This is a genomic window from Brucella sp. GW823-FHT04E01 (genome assembly GCF_058796175.1).
In genome coordinates this window covers 164,480-183,111 of the sequence record NZ_JBXAIK010000003.1, presented here as the reverse complement: position 1 = coordinate 183,111, position 18,632 = coordinate 164,480, and the positions used below count along the sequence as shown (strand labels likewise).

The following is an 18,632-nucleotide window of genomic DNA, read 5'->3' as shown; positions in this document are numbered from 1 at the left end:
GAACGCAAACTGGCATTGACAGGAGACGAGCATGCACCCCAGCGCTCATGTGGACACATTCGTTCTGGATAATCTCCCGGCTGCGGAATTTCTACCGGATATCATCAACCTCGACGCACTCGGCTACCCGGAACAGCTCAATGCCACCACCGAACTGGTGGATGCACATCTTGCAAACGGCAAAGGCGACCGCATTGCATTGCAGGCGCCTGGCGTGCGCTGGACCTATAGCGATCTCGCCGCAATGATCAACAAGATCGCCAATGTGCTGACCGACAAGCTCGGCATGAAAACAGGCAATCGCGTGATGATCCGCTCGGGCAATAACCCGACCAAGATTGCGCTCTATATGGCGATCATCAAAGCGGGCGGCGTTGTGGTCGCGACCATGCCACTCCTGCGCGCCCGTGAACTGGTCCAGATCATCGACAAGGCCGAAATCAGCATTGCCTTTTGCGATCACGCGCTGATCGGCGAGATGCAGAATGCCGTGGCACAGACCGATTTCATTAAAACTCTGGTGACCTGGGAGGGCAATGCAGGCGGAGAGCTTGGGGCATTGCTGGCCGGTGCCTCCAGCGATTTCGAGGCGGTCGCGACACGCGGGGATGATCCGTGCCTGCTCGGCTTCACATCCGGCACCACCGGCTTGCCGAAAGCGACGATCCATTTCCACCGCGACCTGCTGATCGTCTGTGATTGCTATGCACATCATATATTGAACGCGACCGAAGATGACATTTTCATCGGCTCACCGCCGCTGGCCTTTACATTCGGGCTTGGCGGACTGGTCCTGTTTCCCTTCAGGATCGGCGCTTCCACAGTGCTACCGGCAAAAACCGCCCCGCATGACCTCGCGCTCGCTATCGGGGAATATAAACCAACTGTCTGTTTCACAGCGCCGACCGCTTACCGAGCCATGCTTTCGAAGATCGATCAGTATGATCTTTCGTCCCTGCGCAAATGTGTTTCAGCTGGTGAAGCGCTGCCGCTCCCTACTTTCGAAGCGTGGAAGCGTGCGACCGGGCTTTCGCTGGCCGACGGCATCGGCGCGACGGAAATGCTGCATATCTTCATCTCTGCGCCGGAAGACGACATCAGACCCGGAGCGACTGGTAAACCCATCCCCGGTTATGAAGCGCGTGTCATCGATGACAACGGGCAGGAATGCGCGCCCGGCACCCCCGGACGACTTGCCGTTCGCGGGCCGCTCGGCTGCAAATATCTGGCCGACGCGCGCCAGACCAAATATGTCGAGAACGGCTGGAACATCACCGGCGATACCTATATCATGGATGCGGACGGCTATTTCTGGTATCAGGCCCGCAATGACGACATGATCGTTTCTGCCGGATACAACATCGCCGGACCGGAGGTCGAAGCCAGCCTGCTCGCGCATCCAGCCGTGGCGGAATGTGGCGTGGTGGCGGCGCCCGATGACGAACGGGGCTGCATCGTCAAAGCCTATGTCGTGCTGAACGAAGGATATAATGGCGACACGAACTTGCAGGAAGCACTGCAAAGTCACGTCAAAAGCGAACTCGCGCCTTATAAATATCCACGCCTCATATGCTGGGTTTCAAGCCTGCCCAAAACAGAATCCGGAAAATTGCAGCGATCCGCCCTGCGCGCGCAGGCGGCAACCGAAGCCCGCGCCTGACGTGCGGCTTCAAGCATGAAATACGCAGGAGACTTCTGTGCTGCACGACTACGATACCGCTTACGACAATATGAAGGCCATCAGCGATTCCGCCACCTATCCGCCGCGCTGGACGAAACTGGCATCCGGCTTTCGCGAGAAAATGCGCGATCAGGGTCGCTTGATCCCTGACATCGCCTATGCCGACGGCGCGCGGAACCATTATGACCTCTTCCTGCCGGAAGGCACGGCCAAGGGCACACTTGTTTATGTCCATGGCGGCTATTGGAAGGGGCTGGACAAAAGCTTCTGGTCACATCTGGCGCAAGGCGCGCTTGCGCGCGGATATCGCGTTGCCATGCCAAGCTATACGCTGTGCCCCGAAGCACGCATTTCCGGTATCACACGGGAAATTGGCCGCTTTATCGACCATCTGGCGCAGGAAGTGGACGGCGATATCGCCTTGACCGGCCATTCCGCCGGAGGGCATCTGGTCAGCCGCATGGCGTGCGAAAATGCGCCCATTGCCGTCGCAACGGCGGAACGGATCAAGCGTGTTCTTTCTATCAGCGGGCTGCACGATTTACGCCCGCTTCTCAAAACCGCGATGAACGATATTTTCTCTATGGACGAGGCCGAAGCTGTCGCGGAGAGCGCGGCACTCCAGCGCCCGCGTACAGATATTGCCGTTCATTGCTGCGTCGGCGGCGATGAGCTGATGGAGTTCCGGCGACAAAATGCGCTGCTGGAAAACATCTGGTACGGGTTGGGAATAGAAACCAGCGCTTGGGAAATCGATGGCACGCATCATTGCAATGTCATCGACACGCTGTGCGATCCCGAAAGCCGCGCCGTTAAATTCCTCTGCCCTTAGTAACGCGGAAAGCGTTTTCAGAAATGCTCTATGGGAAGGCCGCGCCGTTCCTGTCCCGACAGGACAAATCCGGCCGGCTCGGCTTTCCTCCCACCGCTCATGCGGTTGATCAGGACGGCCACTTCGGTTCTGTTGCGAACACCGAAACGCTTGATCAGATCGTCGACATAATCCTTCACCGTATGGGGTGAAAGCTCCAGATGTCGGGCAATCTGCTTGTTGGTATTGCCAGCTGCAAGCAACCGGGCGACCGTCGATAGGCGCGGCGACAGGTTGGTCAGATTGGCGCTGGGCGTCTTCGCCGGACGCGCTTCCTGAATGTTGCGCAAGGCAAGCGCCGACGAACGGCACAGCAGCGAAACCTGTTCTTCGAGCTGTGTTGCGTGCATCTCGAAACCGGCGGCATAGATCAGCGCCTGTATGTTGTCGCCGACATAAACCGGACAGCACAAGTTATCGTTGTAGTTCCATCGATAGAGCAGCGTTCGCATCAGCGGCACATTCCCCGCCGCATTCTGGGGCAATCGCGAGCCCGCAACCGCGCCGGCATTCTGCACCACTGCCGCAATCATCGGATCCGAATCCGCAAGCCCATTCTGGTATTCAAGAAGAAAGCCGGTGGGCGTGTTGATGCTGTGAAAAAGGCGCGGTCGATTATTCTCCAGCAAATAAATTCCAAGCGAACGCACTCGCAGAACATTCGCGACAAAATAATCACAAGCTATTGTAAAATCGTCATAATTACGACTCTCCGCAACGGAAAGCGCTGCAGATATCCGCTCGTCTGTCGATAATATTTGCCTGGGCATTCTCTCTCCCGAGTTCCCAAGCCCCCCATCTGGGGGGAATGTCCGTTCCCACTCTTATCCGTATCATTCCTGCTTATAACCACTAAATCAAGGGGAACTAACTTGGATACCAGCGTGCACCGGACTCACACAGCCGACAACTATTCCGCAGTCCTTCAGGGCTTCAATGACCGCCTTCAAGCGATTCTACCCTTGATTGAAGAAAAGGCGGAAGAGGCAGAGACACTCGGACGGATGCATGACGACGTCGTGGACGCCATGCGCAAGGGTGGCTTCTACACAATGCTGTTTCCCAAGGAAGTCGGCGGGGCCGAACTGCGCCCAATCGATGCCATGAGATTAATGTCCGCGCTTTCCTATGCCCACGCATCATCGGGCTGGTGCACGATGGTCAACAATATGGAAGGTACCACCATGGCGATCTACCTCGACGACGAGGGGATTGCGAATGTCTTCAAGGACGGCGTCGACATCACTATTGCAGGCAATGGCGTGCCGCGCGGCTTTGCCCGCAAGGTCGATGGCGGCTACATGATCCGCGGCAACTGGGCTTATGGAAGCTCCATCTTCCACGCGGAATGGATTCATTCCGGCTGCTTCCTTCTCGATCCCAAGGACCCGAGCGGAAAGGCACTTCTTAAAGACGAAACCGGCGCACCGCAGATCATCGTCGCACATCACCCGCGCTCGACGATCCAGCTGCTTGGCAACTGGGATGTGCTGGGCCTGCGCGCCACGGGCAGCTTCGACTACACGCTGGCAACCGATGAAGACCTCTTCGTGCCGGATTCAATGACCTATAGTTTCACGCAGTCCGCACCGAAGCGCGGTCAGACACAGGGCCATCTCGGGCTGGCGGGCTACAGCGCCCTCACCCATACAAGCTGGGCCATCGGCGTCGGTCGCCGGATACTCGACGAACTTGCCAAGGTGATCCGCCAGCGACAGGATCCATTCGGCAAAAGTGCAGACAGCGCCAGCCTGCGGTTCCAGTTTGCCAATGCCGAAGCCCGTTACCGGGCCGCACGGGCGCTGGCCATGGAAACATGGGAAGACGTCTCGCAGACCACCGCATCCGGCGGCGTCCCGTCCCTCGACCAGATGACGATGGTGAAGCTCTCGCTGCGCTATATGCACGACATCGTTTCGGATGTGGCGACATTCGCGCATCGTGCGGCTCGTGGAGCCTCGCTGCACAACACGGCCATGCAGCGCTTCTATCGCGATATCCATTCCGGCACCCAGCATATTTTGCTCGCCGACCAGATCGTCGAGGAATGCGGCAAGGGGCTACTTGGCCTGCCCGGCCCCGATGCGCGATGGACCGTTTTCGGCATCAGCGAAAACTGAGACCGGCCATGGCGCGAAATATTGTCAGCTTCGTCGGGTGTGACCGCCCGACGAAAGTTCACCGGCTAACCCAGGCGATTGCCGCAAGGCTGGAAGCGGAAGACGATGTGTCGGTCACGCATCTGGACCTGTCGCATGCCGGGCCGAACCTGTTTACCGTCAATCGCAAGGCGCTGGACCGGCAATCAGAAAGCCTCATTTCAGAGATTGAACATTGCGATGCTTTGATCGTCGGTTGCCCTGTTTATCAGGGAAGCTATCCCGGTCTTTTCAAACACGTGTTCGATCTCGTCCACCCGCTCGCGCTGCGCGGTCGCCCGACCGTGCTGTGCGCAGTGGGCGGCGGGCATCGTCATGCGCTGGTCGTCGAGCATCATCTGCGTCCGCTCTTCGGCTTTTTCGAAGCGGGAACCGTCGCAACGGGCATCTATGCCTGTTCGGCGGAACTGGAACCGGACGGCCTTCTGCCTCCGGCTCTGGAAGCGCGGATCGACAGCGCCGTCGACCAGATGAGAAAGCAATTGGTCCAGTCACACCAAGCCAGCGGCATAAGGTGGAAAGATGTTGAATTACTCGAGCAGTTTTGAAAAACGCACGGTCGAAATCCGAGGCAAAACCCTCACCTATCTTGTGAAGGGTGAAGGTAAGGATGTGGTCTTTCTGCATGGAACCGGGACATTTCCCGGCTTCGACAGCCTGGCCGACATTGCTTCGCGAAACCGGCTCATCATCCCGTTTCATCCGAATTTCGGTGAAAGCGACGATGATACCGATATCGTGCAGATTGGCGACTATGTACTCCATTACATGGATTTCTTCGATGCACTCGCGCTGGATCAATTCAGCCTTGGCGGCTTTTCGCTTGGCGGCTGGATTGCCGCAGAATTCGCGATCAGGCAGCCGGACAGGCTCGCCGCGCTGTTTCTGGCAGCGCCCGCCGGACTTGACCTTCCGGCAATCCCTCTTCCCGATCTGTTTCAGGTCGCGCCTGCCGATATCCCAGCCCATCTCACGCATGATCCGTCAGTTGCACTCCGCTATTTCCCAACTGCGCCCGACAGCCGGTTCGATGAAGCACTGGGACGCGAAATGGGTGCGCTGGCGCTGGTCCACGCAACTGACGGACGCGGCAATCCGAAGCTTGGACACTGGCTGCACCGGCTTCACATGCCGACCCTGATCCTCTGGGGCGAGGAAGACAGGGTCATCCCCGCGCAATATGCCGAAGAATGGCAGCGCGGGATCGATGAAGCACGGCTGGAAAAACTCGGCGCGACCGGACATTTGCTGTTTGAAGAGGCGCCAGCTGCGGCGACACTTGTGCGCGATTTCCTGTCCACGGTCTGAGGTCCGTTTTCAAGCATTTGGCACCGCACGCTCCCGCGAGGAAGCATCATAACTTTGCAGGTAAAAATAAGGGGAACCAGCCATGCAATGGGAAAGCCTATCGGACTTCGATCAATCCAGAATAAAGCGCTGGCAATGGGGCATGCTGGCGCTGGCGCTTTTATGCGAAATGTTTCTCGCCGCTGACTGGTACGCCTTTGCGGCAGTGATACCGTTCATTTCGGAAACGCTCCAGCTTGATTCCGCGCAGGCCGGTCTGGCACAGGGGATTTTCGCACTGACCTATGGTCTCGGCATGATTGTCTGGTCACAATTGAGCCGCCGCATGAATGCCCGGTCGCTGCTGCTGATCGGTCTGTTCTGCACCGCTGTCGGCATGGTGGCGCAAGTCTATGTACAGAACTATGCCCAGCTGATTGCACTGCGCCTGTTTATCGGTTTCTTCGACGCGGCGATCTTCCTCGGCAATATGAAACTCATTATCGGCTGGTTCCCGCAGAAGCGGCGCGGCAGCATGATCGGCTTGATCCTCGCGGCCTATAGTCTTGCAATCACGCTGGACTTTGCGATTGGCATTCCGCTTTCCATCACCTATGGCTGGCGCACCTTCTTTGCTATTCTTGCCATCGGAACGCTGGTGACGGCGGCGGCTGTGCTGCTCTTCACCCGCAACAATCCGGCTCATATCGGCTATAAGGATTTCCGCTGGGAGCCGGAAAAGCAGCAAACCTCCACGGCGTCTCTGGCCAGCATCTTCCGCTCGAAATGGATTATCGTCGGCAGCCTCGGCATTTCGGCCTGCACGATGGCCATTGCCGGAACCGCCACCTGGGTCATTCCCGGATATATTGCCGTGCATCAGATGCCGGTGGAAGACGCAGCACTGATCGGCACCTTGATGGGACTGTCGCAGGTCGTGTTTCTCGTCATCGGCGGTTACGCCGCCGACCGCCTGAACAAAACAGGGATGATCAAGTTCGGAACCGTGCTTGCCGTCCTCGTCGCTGCAATGTTCACGGTCGGCATGGCCATACCGCTTGGCTTCGGCTGGCTCATCCTGATGGCGCTCCTGAGCGGCATGGCACTTTTCGGCGGCGGTGCAATCTTCGCCTTTCTCAGTGAAAAATACCCAGAAGAGCTGGCAACAGCAGCGGTTGGTTATGCCGAAATCTTCGCCATCCTTGCGACGTTCATTTCGCCCTGGGTCATGGGCGTGGTCATCAAGGTTTCGGGCGGGTCCTTTGTCAGCGCCTTCCTGACCTTCGCGATCATGGAAGCGATCATTCTGGCTATCGTTCTTGTAGTCACCCGCGAGAGTTTCAGCCTCAACGACGACAAGGTTGCCATTGCCACCAGCGGCAACGGCATCTCGGGTGAGGCCTCCCGCCCCTGATCCAGAAACAGCAGCGAATGCGATTGCAAGATCGCATCCGCCTTTTTCTCTGGCATCTTTCCACAACCGATATTAACACCGATGAGAGCGCCTTGTTGCGCCTGATGCCTCACTGCATCGGGCGCATGACTATTGTAACCATGATCTAAAGTGAGGGAATTCATGGAGGAACGCTTCTCAGGTACGGTTCTGGCTTCCGAACATCAGGAGGAGAACCCCGCGCGTTCGCTGGGCGAGATCGGCTTGAACAGTTTTGCGCCCTACCTGATGAACCGCCTGATGGCGCGCTATAATGCGAATCTCGCGGAAGCGCTGAAAGGCCGCCAGATCACGACAGTCAAATTGCGAACGCTGGCCGTCTTGAGTGTCACGCCTTCGGCCACGATCAACGAGCTTGCGGTCTTTACCGTGACCGAACAATCGACGATGAGCCGCACGCTCGATTCCCTTGAAGAGCAGGGTTACATCCGCCGTCAGGCGCGTGCAGAAGACATGCGCATTCGCGATATTTCGATGACCGAAGAAGGCCGCAACATTTTTAACGAAGCATGGCCGGTCATGTATGATCTGCTGTTGCAATTGTTTGAAGGCATTGATGAAGACGAGCATCGCGCCTTTGTCGGCACCTTGCAGAAAATGCTGCGCAATATCCGTAAGAACGAACTTTGATAGTATGCTGAATAATAGGCCGATCCGCTCTCAAGTGCGGATCGGCCTTTTCGTGGCTTAGTCCGTCGAGCGTGACGGAATCAGCGCGGTTGCCACAGCGGCCAAAGCGGCGACGATGGCAAAGATATAGAAGTTCCACTGCGGGCCGACATTGAGGCTTGCGATCAATCCGCCCAGAAGCGGACCCGACAGCGCGCCAATGCGCGAGAAGCTCAGCGCCCAGCCGGTTCCGGCAGAACGGATCGAGGAATCGAGCCGCTGGGCAAGAAAGCCCGTGAGAACCAGCGACGCGGACACGGTGCCAAAACCGGCAATCGCGACAAACACATAGTTCATCATCAGCGAGCCCTTGAAGGCGAGCGCCACAATGCCAAGCGCGCCCAGCGCATAGGAGCAGGCAACCGTGCGGCGCACGCCAAAGCGATCCGCCCATGTGCCCAATACAATACCGCCAATCGCCGAGCTGAGGCTGAAGACAGCAAGGAACAGCAGGCTGTTGCCAAGATCATAGCCATTCTTGCGCATGATCTGCGGCAGCCATTGCGCGAGACCATAGACCAAGAGCAGCCCCATGAAGAGTGCGATCCAGAAACAGGCGGTTTCGAACGCCTTTTTCGGGGAGAAGATTTCGCTGAAAACGGTGCGCCAGCCAACCTTGCCATGCTTGCGGACAATTGCCGCCGGAACGCCGACGCCCATGCGCGCTGCCGTCTTGCGTGCTGCATCATGCTTGCCGCGCTGGACCAGCGATTCCACGCTTTCCGGCAGGAATGCGAGGAAGATCGGAACAAACAGCAGCGGGATTGCGCCGATCAGCACAATGGTGCGCCAGCCATGGGCTTCCAGAAAGCCACGACCGCACAAGGCGGCGGCAAGCAATCCCATTGAATAACCCGAATACATGAGACCGTAGTTGAAGCTCTTCTTCTTGATCGGGGAATATTCCACCGTCAGCGCGGCTGCGACCGGAATAATCCCGCCAAGCCCGATGCCCGAAATAAACCGGCTCAATCCGAAGATGAAAGGCGACGGCGCCATGGCGCTGACGATCATGCACAGCGAAAACAGGGTGATACAGGCGACGAATAGCGGTTTGCGCCCATGAAGCTCGCTCAGCGTGCCCGCAAGAATGCCGCCGATCAGCATGCCTATCACCGTATAGCTGCCGATGGCGCCAAGCTCTATCGGCGTCAGTTGCCAGACCGGATCGACCGACAAGGCGGGCAGAATGGCCCCGATGACGCCGACATCATAGCCTTCCGCAAAAATGGCAAGCCAGCACAGGCCGACGACGAGCAGGCTTTTGCCTGCCGATATTTCCTTTCCGGCAACAGCCGGCGCATCTATGCTCTGCGCTTGAGACATAGTCCTTCCCCTTTTTTCTTTGAAATAGCGGCGCGCTTCTCTCAGAGCGTCGCGATTGTTTTCAGCGCGCCATCAAGCGCGATACCCTGTTCGTCCAGCAAGGCTGCCTGCCGCAGGCGCCGCAACCAGGCCGCGCCGTCGTCCCGCTCGGTCAGAACAGGCAAGGCGGACAGAACGCGGTCGAATTTCGACAGGCCACGCGAATGCGTGTCGGAGTAGCCCTTGACCAGACGGCGGCAGGCTAGAACTTCAACTGCGAGATCATAGTTCTGCGGCAAAGCGATAAGCGCCTGCGCCAGCCAGGCTTCGCGATGTTCAACCTCGCGCTGATGGCGCAGGCTGCCGCGTCGAAAACGCCGCAGCCCCGAAACGACATAAAGCCCGGTGAACCAGAACAATGTTCCCGTATTCACCCGGCGACCCTTGCTGATGCGCTTGTCGAGCCAGGTAAAGAGTTTTGGTCGATTTTCGATCCAGGCGCCGATGCCTTTCGGCAAAGTGCCGCACACTTCTTCCATGCGCGGATGCATATATTCGGTCGTATAGGCAATCTGGTCTTTCTTGAGGCCGATTTCCTTACGCACCCGCTCAAACCGCGAGCCCCGCACCTTGATTTCGGCCACCCGGACCACATCGTCATAGGCCATGGCGATAGCGACATATTTTGCCGCCTGTTCGGTGAAGGCAAAGCCATGCGCCGTGCCGCCATTATCGCGATCCGCCTTGAGCAAGGCAGCGCAACGGGTCAGATATTCATCCGCATAGGCCGGGTCCTGAAACTCGGTCAGTTTCTTGATGCCCGCAAAAAACATCGGATGACATTCACCCGGGAATTCGCTGCGAATGCGCTTGATAAGCCCGTCAAGTGCCGGATGATCGGACCGTTCAGGCAAAGGGTCGAGCCGCTTTGCGGGCGTTGCCGCAAGCTTGTCATTCGCGCCGCCAAGCGCGCGCTGATAGGCAGCTTCAAAAGCCCTGAGGCTTGCCTCGATGCCCTTGCCGCCAGACTTGATGGTCGCTTCGAAGGCGGCCTTGTCGAAAGGCAAAGCGCCGGCAGCCGCAAGCGCGCCGAACAAAGCCGAAGATACCACGCTGCCGCTTTTTGTCGCCAGCGCTTCCATGTCAAAGGCAATGGTCTTGCGCGCTGCAAAGGCCGTCGCGTCCTCAACCACCACCGGATTACCGGTGCCGTCGCCCGGCTTTTCCTTTTCGCCCACCGCGAAGGAGCGATGGGTGGAGGTGATGAGCAATGTCTTGTCGGGCGTCACGAGGCCGCGCAGCACCGAGCGCCCCGCTTCCATCAATTCAGCCGCGATGACGATATCGACGTCGCCGGGCGTGGGCATCAGCGACAGGATCGGATGCGCCCCTTCGCGGGCCCGCAACAGTTCGAGATAATAGATCGTCGCGCCGGTTCTCTGCGCCACGCCGGGCACGGATGTGGTCTGCGCGACCCAGCCATTGGTTTCCGCCAGCGCCACAACCCAGTCGGCCAGAACGCCGCCGCCCTGACCGCCCATGGCGAGAATAGCAATCGATAGCGGCTTGTCCTGCGAAAGAGGGGTGGACGGCGATGCATTCAATGTAGACATGGCCTGTTCCTCAATCCGCAAAGACAATGCGCGACGCGCGGCGGCGCTTTTGCAGCCAGCCGATGACGCCGGAGCGCAGACGATGCGCGAACTTGTCCCAACCCGTCGGGTTGTGGATGACATCGGCGCGATAGAAGGACGGGCACAGAACCGCCGCTTCCGAAACCTCACCGCAATTGCCGCAACCGACGCAGGAATTGTCGATGGCCGCGACCGGATCGTCCTTCAGCGGATCGTCGGTGTGCTTCACCGAAAGCGACGGACAACCCGACAGACGGATGCAGGCGTGATCACCGGTACACACATCCTCATCGACACCGAAACGCTGCTTGACCATCCGCTTGCCGTCCTTGACGGCCTTGGCGAATTGCGGCTTCACGCGGCGCTGCTTGTTGAGCATGCATTCCGACGACGCCACGATGATCTTTGGGCCTTTTTCTTCCGTCGTCAGCGCTTCCTTCAGCGTGTCGCGCATCTTTGCAACGTCATAGGTGTGGTCGATCTGGCGGACCCAGCCCGCACCAATTCCCTTGACCGCATCGACGATGGAATTGTTGGTCTTGCGGCGCGGATTGATCGCTCTGGAGGACATCACGTCCTGACCGCCCGTCGCCGACGAATAGTAATTGTCGACCACGAGGATGACGCCGTCCTGCTTGTTGAAGACGGCATTGCCGACCGAAGTGGCAAGACCGTTGTGCCAGAAACCGCCATCACCCATCACGGAAATGGAGCGTTTGCCCGCAGGCACGTTGAAAGCGGAGGCCGAGGCCGGACCAAGGCCGTACCCCATGGTCGTGCCGCCGAGATTGAACGGCGGCAGAATGGAAAAGAGGTGGCAGCCGATATCGGCTGACACGTGATGCTCGCCGAGCTCCTTTTCCACCAGCTTCATGGCGGCGAAGATCGGGCGTTCCGGGCAACCGGTGCAGAAACCTGCGGGGCGCGGCGGCACCACTTCGGCCAGCGCCTTGACGCGCTCATCGGCCAGAACCGGCGACGGATCAGGCAGAGGCGGACGGTTGCCGAGCAATTGCGGCGCATGCGCATCGAAGAATGCCGTCAGGCCTTTGAGCAGCACGGGCGTCGTATATTCGCCGCCGAGCGGCAGCACGTCCTTGCCGGACAGTTTTGTCTGTATATCGCGGCGGCGCAGCAGCGTATGCAGCGCCTGCTCGATATATTCAGGCGCGCCCTCCTCCAGCATCACCACGGCTTTTTTGCCGGCAACGAAGTCGATGACCTCGTCGTCTATCATCGGATAGGCGACATTCATCACATAGAGCGGAACCCGGCTTTCGCCGTAAACATCGGCCAGCCCCATTTGCTGCAAGGCGCGCATGGCGCTGTTGTAAAGCCCGCCTTGCAGGATGATGCCGACATCGCCCTCTTTCGGGCCGAAATATTCGTTGAGACGATTGGCTTTGACGAACTCGACGGCTGCGGGCCAGCGCTTTTCGAGCTTTTCCTTCTCATGCAGGAAAGATGCAGGCGGCAGGACGATGCGGTTGACGTCGCGCTTCGGATTTTCCAGTGCTTCGGCCAGCGTGTGGGCAGGCCGCTTGTTATCCTTCGCCACAAACTGACCATGCACGTGGCAGCTGCGAATGCCGACCTGCAACATGACCGGCGTGTTGGAGGCTTCCGACAGTTCAAAGCCTTTTTCAACGGCTTCCACAATCGAAGGCAGGTTGGGCCGCGGCGTCAAAAGCCACATTTGCGATTTCATCGCATAGGCATGGCTGCGCTCCTGCATGATGGAGGAGCCTTCGCCATAATCCTCGCCGATGATGACCAGCGCGCCGCCGGTCACACCGCCAGAGGCAAGGTTGGACAGGGCGTCGGAGGCGACATTGGTGCCAGCCGTCGATTTCCACGTCACCGCACCGCGCACCGGATACATCACGGAGGCGGAAAGCATGGCTGCGGCTGCGGCTTCCGATGCGGACGATTCGAAATGGACGCCCAAGTCTTCCATAACGTCCTTCGCATCCGCGAGAACATCCATCAGATGCGAAATCGGCGATCCCTGATAGCCGCCGACATAGGACACGCCCGACTGCAACAGCGCCTTGGTGATGGCGAGAATGCCTTCACCACTGAAAATTTCGCCTGAGCCGAGTTTCAGATCCTCGACCTCGCGGGCGAATGACCGCTCCGCCATGATAGTTCCCCTTTTCCGTTTGCCGGAATATCAATTCATTTGCATCAGCATATTTTCCAATTCTAAACTGTGTCAATAGCGGTTTTTGGTGTGATTATAATTATTGCATTTGCATATTTTAGTTCACAGCCATTTCCCCTGTGTCGTAGGCGATATGAAAAAGATGGCGATTTTTTCACTTGACGCGTCGAAGTCGCCAATTATATTTTAAACTTAAAATAATTAACCGGCGCCGTTCGGCAGCATATCGGAAAGGGAACTCAACATGCGTATCGTGTGTATTGGAGGAGGTCCGGCCGGCCTTTATTTCGGCCTTCTGATGAAAAAACTTCATCCGGAACATGACATTACGGTCGTGGAGCGGAACCGCCCCTATGACACGTTCGGCTGGGGCGTGGTGTTTTCCGACGCGACCATGGAATCCATGAAGGTCTGGGACCCGGAAAGTGCGGCCGAAATTCAGGACGCCTTCAATCACTGGGACGATATCGAGGTGCTGTTCAAGGGCACGCGCCAGCGCACCAGCGGTCACGGCTTTGTCGGCATCGGGCGCAAGCGCCTGCTCAACATTCTTCAGCTGCGCTGCGAAGCGCTGGGCGTGAAGCTGCAATTTGAAACCGACGTGGAAAGCGATCTCGATTTCCCGGACGCCGATCTCATCATCGCTTCGGACGGTCTGAACTCCCGCATTCGCAATCGCTATGAGGATGTGTTCGAGCCTGATCTGATCGTGCGGCCCAATCGCTATATCTGGCTCGGCACGGAAAAACTGTTCGACGCCTTTACCTTCGACTTCCGCAAGACCGATCACGGCTGGTTCCAGGCGCATATCTACAAGTTCGACGACAAAACCTCGACCTTCATCATCGAAACCACCGAGGAAGCCTATCTGGCGCATGGCCTGGACCAGATGGACCAGACAGCATCCATCGATTTCTGCGAAAAGCTGTTTGCGGAAACGCTGGAAGGCGTGCCGCTGATGACCAATGCGCGCCATATGCGCGGCTCGGCCTGGTTGAACTTCAACCGTCTGATTTGCGGAAAGTGGAGCCACTTCAACGGCAACTCCCATGTGGTGCTGATGGGTGACGCAGCCCATACCGCGCATTTCGCCATCGGATCGGGCACAAAACTCGCCATCGACGACGCGATTGAACTGGCCAACCAGTTCCAGAAGCTCGGTCACGGCAAGGAAGGCATTCCTGAAGTGCTGCACGCCTATGAGGAGATCCGCCGGGTCGATGTCGCACGCATTCAAAACGCTGCACGCAATGCCATGGAATGGTTCGAGGTCGTAGGCCAGCGTTATGCCGACACGCTGGAGCCGGAACAGTTCATGTATTCCATGCTCACGCGCTCGCAGCGCATCAGCCACGAAAATCTGCGCCTGCGCGACAAGAACTGGCTGGAAGGCTATGAGCGCTGGTTTGCCCGCAAGCAGGGGCTGAACGTGACGGAAGACGAGCGTTGCCTGCCGCCAATGTTCACGCCCTATACGCTGCGCGGCGTGACGCTGCCAAACCGCATCGTCGTGTCGCCGATGGCGATGTATTCCGCGACCGATGGCCTGATCGATGATTTCCATATGGTGCATCTGGGCAGCCGCGCCATGGGCGGCGCGGGACTGGTCTTTGCCGAAATGACCTGCGTGTCGCCTGATGCGCGGATTACGCCCGGCTGTCTCGGTATCTGGAACGATGCACAGGCCGAAGGCTGGAAGCGCGTTGTCGATTTCGTGCACGGCAACAGCAATGCCAAGGTTGCCATGCAGATCGGCCATGCCGGACGTAAAGGCGCGACCAAGCTTGCATGGGAAGGCATTGATCAGCCATTGGACGACGGCGCGTGGCCGCTGCTGTCCGCCTCCGCCCTCCCCTACCTCAAGCACAGCCAGACGCCGAAGGCGATGGACCGCGCCGACATGGATCGGGTGAAAGCGGATTTCGTCGCCGCCACCAAACGCGCTGCGGAAGCTGGCGTCGATTGGCTCGAACTGCACTGTGCCCATGGCTATCTTCTGTCGAGCTTCCTGTCGCCGCTCACCAACCGGCGCGAGGACGAATATGGCGGCAGTTATGAAAACCGCGCACGTTATCCGCTGGAAGTCTTCCACGCAGTCCGCGAAGTCTGGCCGCAGGACAAGCCGATCTCGGTTCGTCTTTCCTGCCACGACTGGTTTGAAGGCGGCAACACGCCGGAAGATGCAGCCATCTTCGCGGATATGTTCAAGGCCGCAGGCGCCGATCTGATCGACTGTTCGTCGGGTCAGGTCTGGAAGGAAGAAAAGCCGGTCTATGGCCGTCTGTTCCAGACCCCGTTCTCCGACAAGATCCGCAACGAAATCCATATTCCGACGATCGCCGTCGGTGCGATTTCGGAAGCCGATCATGCGAATTCGATCATCGCCGCTGGACGCGCCGATCTCTGTGCTGTGGCACGCCCGCATCTTGCCGATCCGGCATGGGCGCTGCATGAGGCGGCAAAGATCGGTATCAACTCCATCGCGTGGCCGAAGCAATATCGCTCCAGCAAGTATCAGTATGAAGCCAATCTCGCCCGCGCCGCCACAGCGCCGCAAGGCGCGAAGTAACGGGAGATTGCGATGAACGATGCCGCTGTTGGTCTTGCCCTTTCCGGCAAGCATGCGCTGGTCACCGGCGCCGGTAGCGGCATCGGCGCCGCCATCGCCGTCGGTCTTGCGCGCGCCGGGGCCAATGTGACCCTGGCGGGTCGCCGCCGCGAACCGCTGGAAGCAACCGCCGCCCTTCTGGACTGGCAGCGATGCTTCATTGCCGATGGTTTCGATGTGACCAACCGCGAAGCCATTGCAACCGGGCTGGACAGCGCGCGCGCCGCTTTCGGGCCGGTCAGCATTCTTGTCAACAATGCCGGGGAAGCACCGAGCGCACCTTTCGAGAAAACCAGCCTCGACATGTGGAGCCGTGTACTCGACGTCGATCTGACCGGCGTTTTCAATGTAACGCAGGCCACCCTTGACGATATCAAGGCGGGCGGCAAAGGCGGGCGCATCATCAATATCGCCTCCACGGCGGGCCTGAGCGGCTATGCTTATGTCTCGGCCTATTGCGCCGCAAAGCACGGGGTCGTCGGGTTGACCAGAGCACTGGCGCTGGAACTCGCCCGCAAGGGCGTGACCGTCAACGCCGTTTGCCCCGGCTTCACCGATACGCCGATCATTTCCCGCTCGATTGCCGCTATTGTCGCGAAGACCGGGCGGTCGGAGGACGATGTGCTGGCGGAATTCGTCAAGGCGAACCCGCAGGGACGTCTGATACAGCCGGAAGAAGTGGCTGAAACCGTGCTGTGGCTCACATCGCCCGGCGCGCAATCGATAACTGGACAGGCGATTGCAATCGCCGGTGGGGAGGTAATGGCAGGATGAGCGACGGCACTGTTTCGATGGCGAGCAATCTGAAGCCCTTCAAGGATTATCAGGCGACGCATTTTCTATGGCAGACGAGCGAAGACGGTCGCGTTGCCACGCTTACCCTGAACCGCCCGGACCGGAAAAATCCGCTGACGTTTGAAAGCTATGCCGAGCTGCGCGACCTGTTTCGCAACCTCGTCTATGCCTCCGACGTGCGCACCATCGTCCTGACCGGCGCTGGAGGAAACTTCTCGTCGGGCGGCGATGTTTTCGAGATCATCCAACCGCTGACCCATATGACGATGCCAGATCTTCTGGCTTTCACGCGCATGACAGGCGATGTCGTCAAGGCCATGCGCAAATGTCCGCAGCAGATCATTGCCGCCGTTGACGGCATTTGCGCAGGCGCTGGCGCCATTCTGGCCATGGCATCGGATTTGCGCATCGCCACGCCGGAAGCCAAGACGGCCTTCCTCTTCGCCCGCGTCGGCCTTGCTGGCGCCGATATGGGCGCATGCGGCATTCTCCCGCGACTGATCGGCCAGGGCCGCGCATCGGAACTGCTTTATACCGGACGTTTCATGAGCGCTGACGAAGGCGAGCGCTGGGGCTTTTTCAACGCGCTGCATCCGCAGGGCGACCTCATCGGCAAGGCCGAAGCGCTGGCGCGCAACATCGCCGATGGCCCATGGTTCGCGCATAGCATGACCAAAACCATGCTCAATCAGGAATGGGCAATGGGCATTGAAGAGCTGGTGGAATCGGAAGCACAGGCGCAGGCCATTTGCATGGCGACGCAGGATTTCCGCCGCGCCTTTGAGGCTTTCGCAGCCAAGCAGAAGCCCGTTTTCGAGGGGAACTGACGATGGATAGTTCCGCAGCAAAACCGCTCACGCGGGAGTATCTCGACTGGCCGTTTTTTGACAAAGCCCACACCGACTGGGCCGCAAAACTGGATGCCTTTGCTAAAAGCCCGGCGCTGGCCGGTGTCGACCACAGCGACACGGACAATGCCTGCCGCGCGCTGGTGAAGGCACTCGGCCAAGCCGGGCTGCTGGAAGCAGCAGTCAGCCTGACTGGCGGCGAAGGTATCGATTCCCGCAAGCTTTGCATTGCCCGCGAGACACTGGCCTACCACGATGGTCTCGCTGATTTCGCTTTTGCCATGCAGGGCCTTGGCACCGGCGCGATCAGCCTCACCGCATCGGACGAACTCAAGCAGACCGTGCTGCCGAAAGTGGCAAGCGGCGAATGGATTTCGGCCTTTGCCCTGTCGGAAAAACTGGCGGGGTCCGACGTGGCGGCAATGAATTGCGCCGCCAGAGCCGACGGCGATGACTATGTGCTCGACGGTGAAAAGACGTGGATTTCCAATGGCGGCATCGCCGATGTCTACACCGTCTTTGCCCGCACGGGCGAAGCACCGGGAACACGGGGCATTTCGGCCTTTGTTGTTTTCGCCACCGATCCCGGCTTTTCCATCGCGGAACGCATTGATGTGATCGCGCCGCATCCATTGGCCACGATCCGCTTCGACAATTGCCGCATCCCGGCCTCGCGTCGCCTCGGTACGCCGGGCGAAGGTTTCAAGATCGCCATGCGCACGCTTGATATTTTCCGCGCATCGGTTGCGGCAGCAGCACTTGGCTTTGCACGCCGTGCCGCCAGCGAGGCGCTGTCCCATGCGCGGTCGCGCCCGATGTTCGGCGGCGCTTTGGCCGACTTGCAGCTGACACAAGCCACGCTCGGCGACATGGCGACCGATATCGACGCCGCTGCGCTTCTGACCTATCGCGCAGCATGGCGGCGCGACATTCAGAAGCTGAACACAACCAAGGAAGCCGCAATGGCCAAGATGGTTGCGACGGAAAACGCCCAGCAAACCATCGACAAGGCCGTGCAGATGTTTGGCGGTCGCGGTGTGAAAAGCGGCGAAATCGTCGAGCGGCTTTATCGCGAAATCCGCGCACTTCGCATCTATGAGGGCGCAACGGAAGTGCAGAAACTCATTATCGCGCGTGAACTACTGAAGGCAAATTAAA

15 protein-coding genes are annotated in these 18,632 nt (G+C 58.8%); 11 read left to right on the top strand and 4 right to left on the bottom strand.

The window, feature by feature from the left end; genetic code table 11:
* Positions 1-31 precede the first annotated feature (31 nt).
* Together AC1RHM_RS11175 and AC1RHM_RS11170 are read left to right on the top strand one after the other, a co-directional pair.
* Entirely contained in the window at positions 32-1,660 is a 1,629-nt protein-coding gene (locus AC1RHM_RS11175) for a benzoate-CoA ligase family protein (protein ID WP_010659184.1), read from the top strand.
* Positions 1,661-1,697: 37 nt separating this feature from the next.
* Complete coding sequence (locus AC1RHM_RS11170; RefSeq protein WP_010659185.1) at positions 1,698-2,513, top strand: hormone-sensitive lipase; 816 nt, start codon at positions 1,698-1,700, stop codon at positions 2,511-2,513.
* Between the two features lie 17 nt (positions 2,514-2,530).
* On the opposite strand, the gene AC1RHM_RS11165 is transcribed toward AC1RHM_RS11170, so the two are convergent.
* Positions 2,531-3,181, bottom strand: a complete 651-nt coding sequence (locus AC1RHM_RS11165) for a response regulator transcription factor (RefSeq protein WP_226622630.1) — start codon at positions 3,179-3,181, stop codon at positions 2,531-2,533.
* 255 nt (positions 3,182-3,436) lie between these two features.
* Between AC1RHM_RS11165 and AC1RHM_RS11160 the strand changes: the two genes are divergently transcribed.
* The 5 genes from AC1RHM_RS11160 to AC1RHM_RS11140 all read left to right on the top strand — a co-directional run bounded on the left by AC1RHM_RS11160 (position 3,437) and on the right by AC1RHM_RS11140 (position 8,081).
* A complete protein-coding gene (locus AC1RHM_RS11160; RefSeq protein ID WP_105529409.1) occupies positions 3,437-4,672 on the top strand; it encodes an acyl-CoA dehydrogenase family protein in 1,236 nt (411 codons plus the stop codon).
* A gap of 8 nt (positions 4,673-4,680) precedes the next feature.
* Complete coding sequence (locus tag AC1RHM_RS11155) at positions 4,681-5,259, top strand: NAD(P)H-dependent oxidoreductase (protein ID WP_029926677.1); 579 nt, start codon at positions 4,681-4,683, stop codon at positions 5,257-5,259.
* Positions 5,234-6,019 carry an alpha/beta fold hydrolase gene (locus tag AC1RHM_RS11150; RefSeq protein WP_029376007.1) on the top strand — a complete coding sequence of 262 codons (786 nt, stop codon included), beginning with the start codon at positions 5,234-5,236 and terminating at the stop codon, positions 6,017-6,019. Before AC1RHM_RS11155 ends, AC1RHM_RS11150 begins: the two co-directional genes overlap by 26 nt.
* 82 nt (positions 6,020-6,101) lie before the next feature.
* Positions 6,102-7,412, top strand: coding sequence for an MFS transporter (locus AC1RHM_RS11145; RefSeq protein ID WP_010659190.1), 1,311 nt, complete (start codon positions 6,102-6,104; stop codon positions 7,410-7,412).
* Between the two features lie 162 nt (positions 7,413-7,574).
* The gene (locus AC1RHM_RS11140) at positions 7,575-8,081 is read left to right on the top strand and encodes a MarR family winged helix-turn-helix transcriptional regulator (RefSeq protein WP_010659191.1); all 507 of its coding nucleotides are present in this window, start codon (positions 7,575-7,577) and stop codon (positions 8,079-8,081) included.
* A gap of 57 nt (positions 8,082-8,138) precedes the next feature.
* Here AC1RHM_RS11140 and AC1RHM_RS11135 read toward each other — a convergent pair whose 3' ends face one another.
* The 3 genes from AC1RHM_RS11135 to AC1RHM_RS11125 are packed head-to-tail and all read right to left on the bottom strand — an operon-like array spanning position 8,139 to position 13,202.
* Positions 8,139-9,446 (bottom strand): MFS transporter, encoded by a 1,308-nt coding sequence (locus AC1RHM_RS11135; protein WP_010659192.1) that lies wholly within the window; start codon positions 9,444-9,446, stop codon positions 8,139-8,141.
* A 41-nt stretch (positions 9,447-9,487) separates the two neighbouring features.
* A complete protein-coding gene (locus AC1RHM_RS11130) occupies positions 9,488-11,038 on the bottom strand; it encodes an indolepyruvate oxidoreductase subunit beta family protein (protein ID WP_010659193.1) in 1,551 nt (516 codons plus the stop codon).
* A gap of 10 nt (positions 11,039-11,048) precedes the next feature.
* A complete protein-coding gene (locus AC1RHM_RS11125; protein WP_010659194.1) occupies positions 11,049-13,202 on the bottom strand; it encodes a ferredoxin family protein in 2,154 nt (717 codons plus the stop codon).
* Between the two features lie 265 nt (positions 13,203-13,467).
* Here AC1RHM_RS11125 and AC1RHM_RS11120 point away from each other — a divergent pair, with 265 nt between their 5' ends.
* The 4 genes from AC1RHM_RS11120 to AC1RHM_RS11105 are packed head-to-tail and all read left to right on the top strand — an operon-like array spanning position 13,468 to position 18,631.
* The gene (locus AC1RHM_RS11120; RefSeq protein WP_010659195.1) at positions 13,468-15,792 is read left to right on the top strand and encodes a bifunctional salicylyl-CoA 5-hydroxylase/oxidoreductase; all 2,325 of its coding nucleotides are present in this window, start codon (positions 13,468-13,470) and stop codon (positions 15,790-15,792) included.
* 12 nt (positions 15,793-15,804) lie between these two features.
* Positions 15,805-16,605, top strand: coding sequence for an SDR family NAD(P)-dependent oxidoreductase (locus AC1RHM_RS11115; protein ID WP_010659196.1), 801 nt, complete (start codon positions 15,805-15,807; stop codon positions 16,603-16,605).
* Complete coding sequence (locus AC1RHM_RS11110) at positions 16,602-17,453, top strand: enoyl-CoA hydratase family protein (RefSeq protein ID WP_010659197.1); 852 nt, start codon at positions 16,602-16,604, stop codon at positions 17,451-17,453. The genes AC1RHM_RS11115 and AC1RHM_RS11110 overlap by 4 nt, the downstream gene beginning before the upstream one ends.
* Positions 17,454-17,455: 2 nt before the next feature.
* Positions 17,456-18,631, top strand: coding sequence for an acyl-CoA dehydrogenase family protein (locus AC1RHM_RS11105; RefSeq protein WP_010659198.1), 1,176 nt, complete (start codon positions 17,456-17,458; stop codon positions 18,629-18,631).
* Position 18,632: the final 1 nt, after the last annotated feature.

Bases quoted from the DNA above. Each gene is read 5' to 3' on its own strand.
- AC1RHM_RS11175 (WP_010659184.1), top strand. From the start codon at position 32: ATGCACCCCAGCGCTCATGTGGACACATTCGTTCTGGATAATCTCCCG.
- AC1RHM_RS11155 (WP_029926677.1), top strand. From the start codon at position 4,681: ATGGCGCGAAATATTGTCAGCTTCGTCGGGTGTGACCGCCCGACGAAA.
- AC1RHM_RS11150 (WP_029376007.1), top strand. From the start codon at position 5,234: ATGTTGAATTACTCGAGCAGTTTTGAAAAACGCACGGTCGAAATCCGA.
- AC1RHM_RS11145 (WP_010659190.1), top strand. From the start codon at position 6,102: ATGCAATGGGAAAGCCTATCGGACTTCGATCAATCCAGAATAAAGCGC.
- AC1RHM_RS11140 (WP_010659191.1), top strand. From the start codon at position 7,575: ATGGAGGAACGCTTCTCAGGTACGGTTCTGGCTTCCGAACATCAGGAG.
- AC1RHM_RS11135 (WP_010659192.1), bottom strand. From the start codon at position 9,446: ATGTCTCAAGCGCAGAGCATAGATGCGCCGGCTGTTGCCGGAAAGGAA.
- AC1RHM_RS11130 (WP_010659193.1), bottom strand. From the start codon at position 11,038: ATGTCTACATTGAATGCATCGCCGTCCACCCCTCTTTCGCAGGACAAG.
- AC1RHM_RS11125 (WP_010659194.1), bottom strand. From the start codon at position 13,202: ATGGCGGAGCGGTCATTCGCCCGCGAGGTCGAGGATCTGAAACTCGGC.
- AC1RHM_RS11120 (WP_010659195.1), top strand. From the start codon at position 13,468: ATGCGTATCGTGTGTATTGGAGGAGGTCCGGCCGGCCTTTATTTCGGC.
- AC1RHM_RS11115 (WP_010659196.1), top strand. From the start codon at position 15,805: ATGAACGATGCCGCTGTTGGTCTTGCCCTTTCCGGCAAGCATGCGCTG.
- AC1RHM_RS11110 (WP_010659197.1), top strand. From the start codon at position 16,602: ATGAGCGACGGCACTGTTTCGATGGCGAGCAATCTGAAGCCCTTCAAG.
- AC1RHM_RS11105 (WP_010659198.1), top strand. From the start codon at position 17,456: ATGGATAGTTCCGCAGCAAAACCGCTCACGCGGGAGTATCTCGACTGG.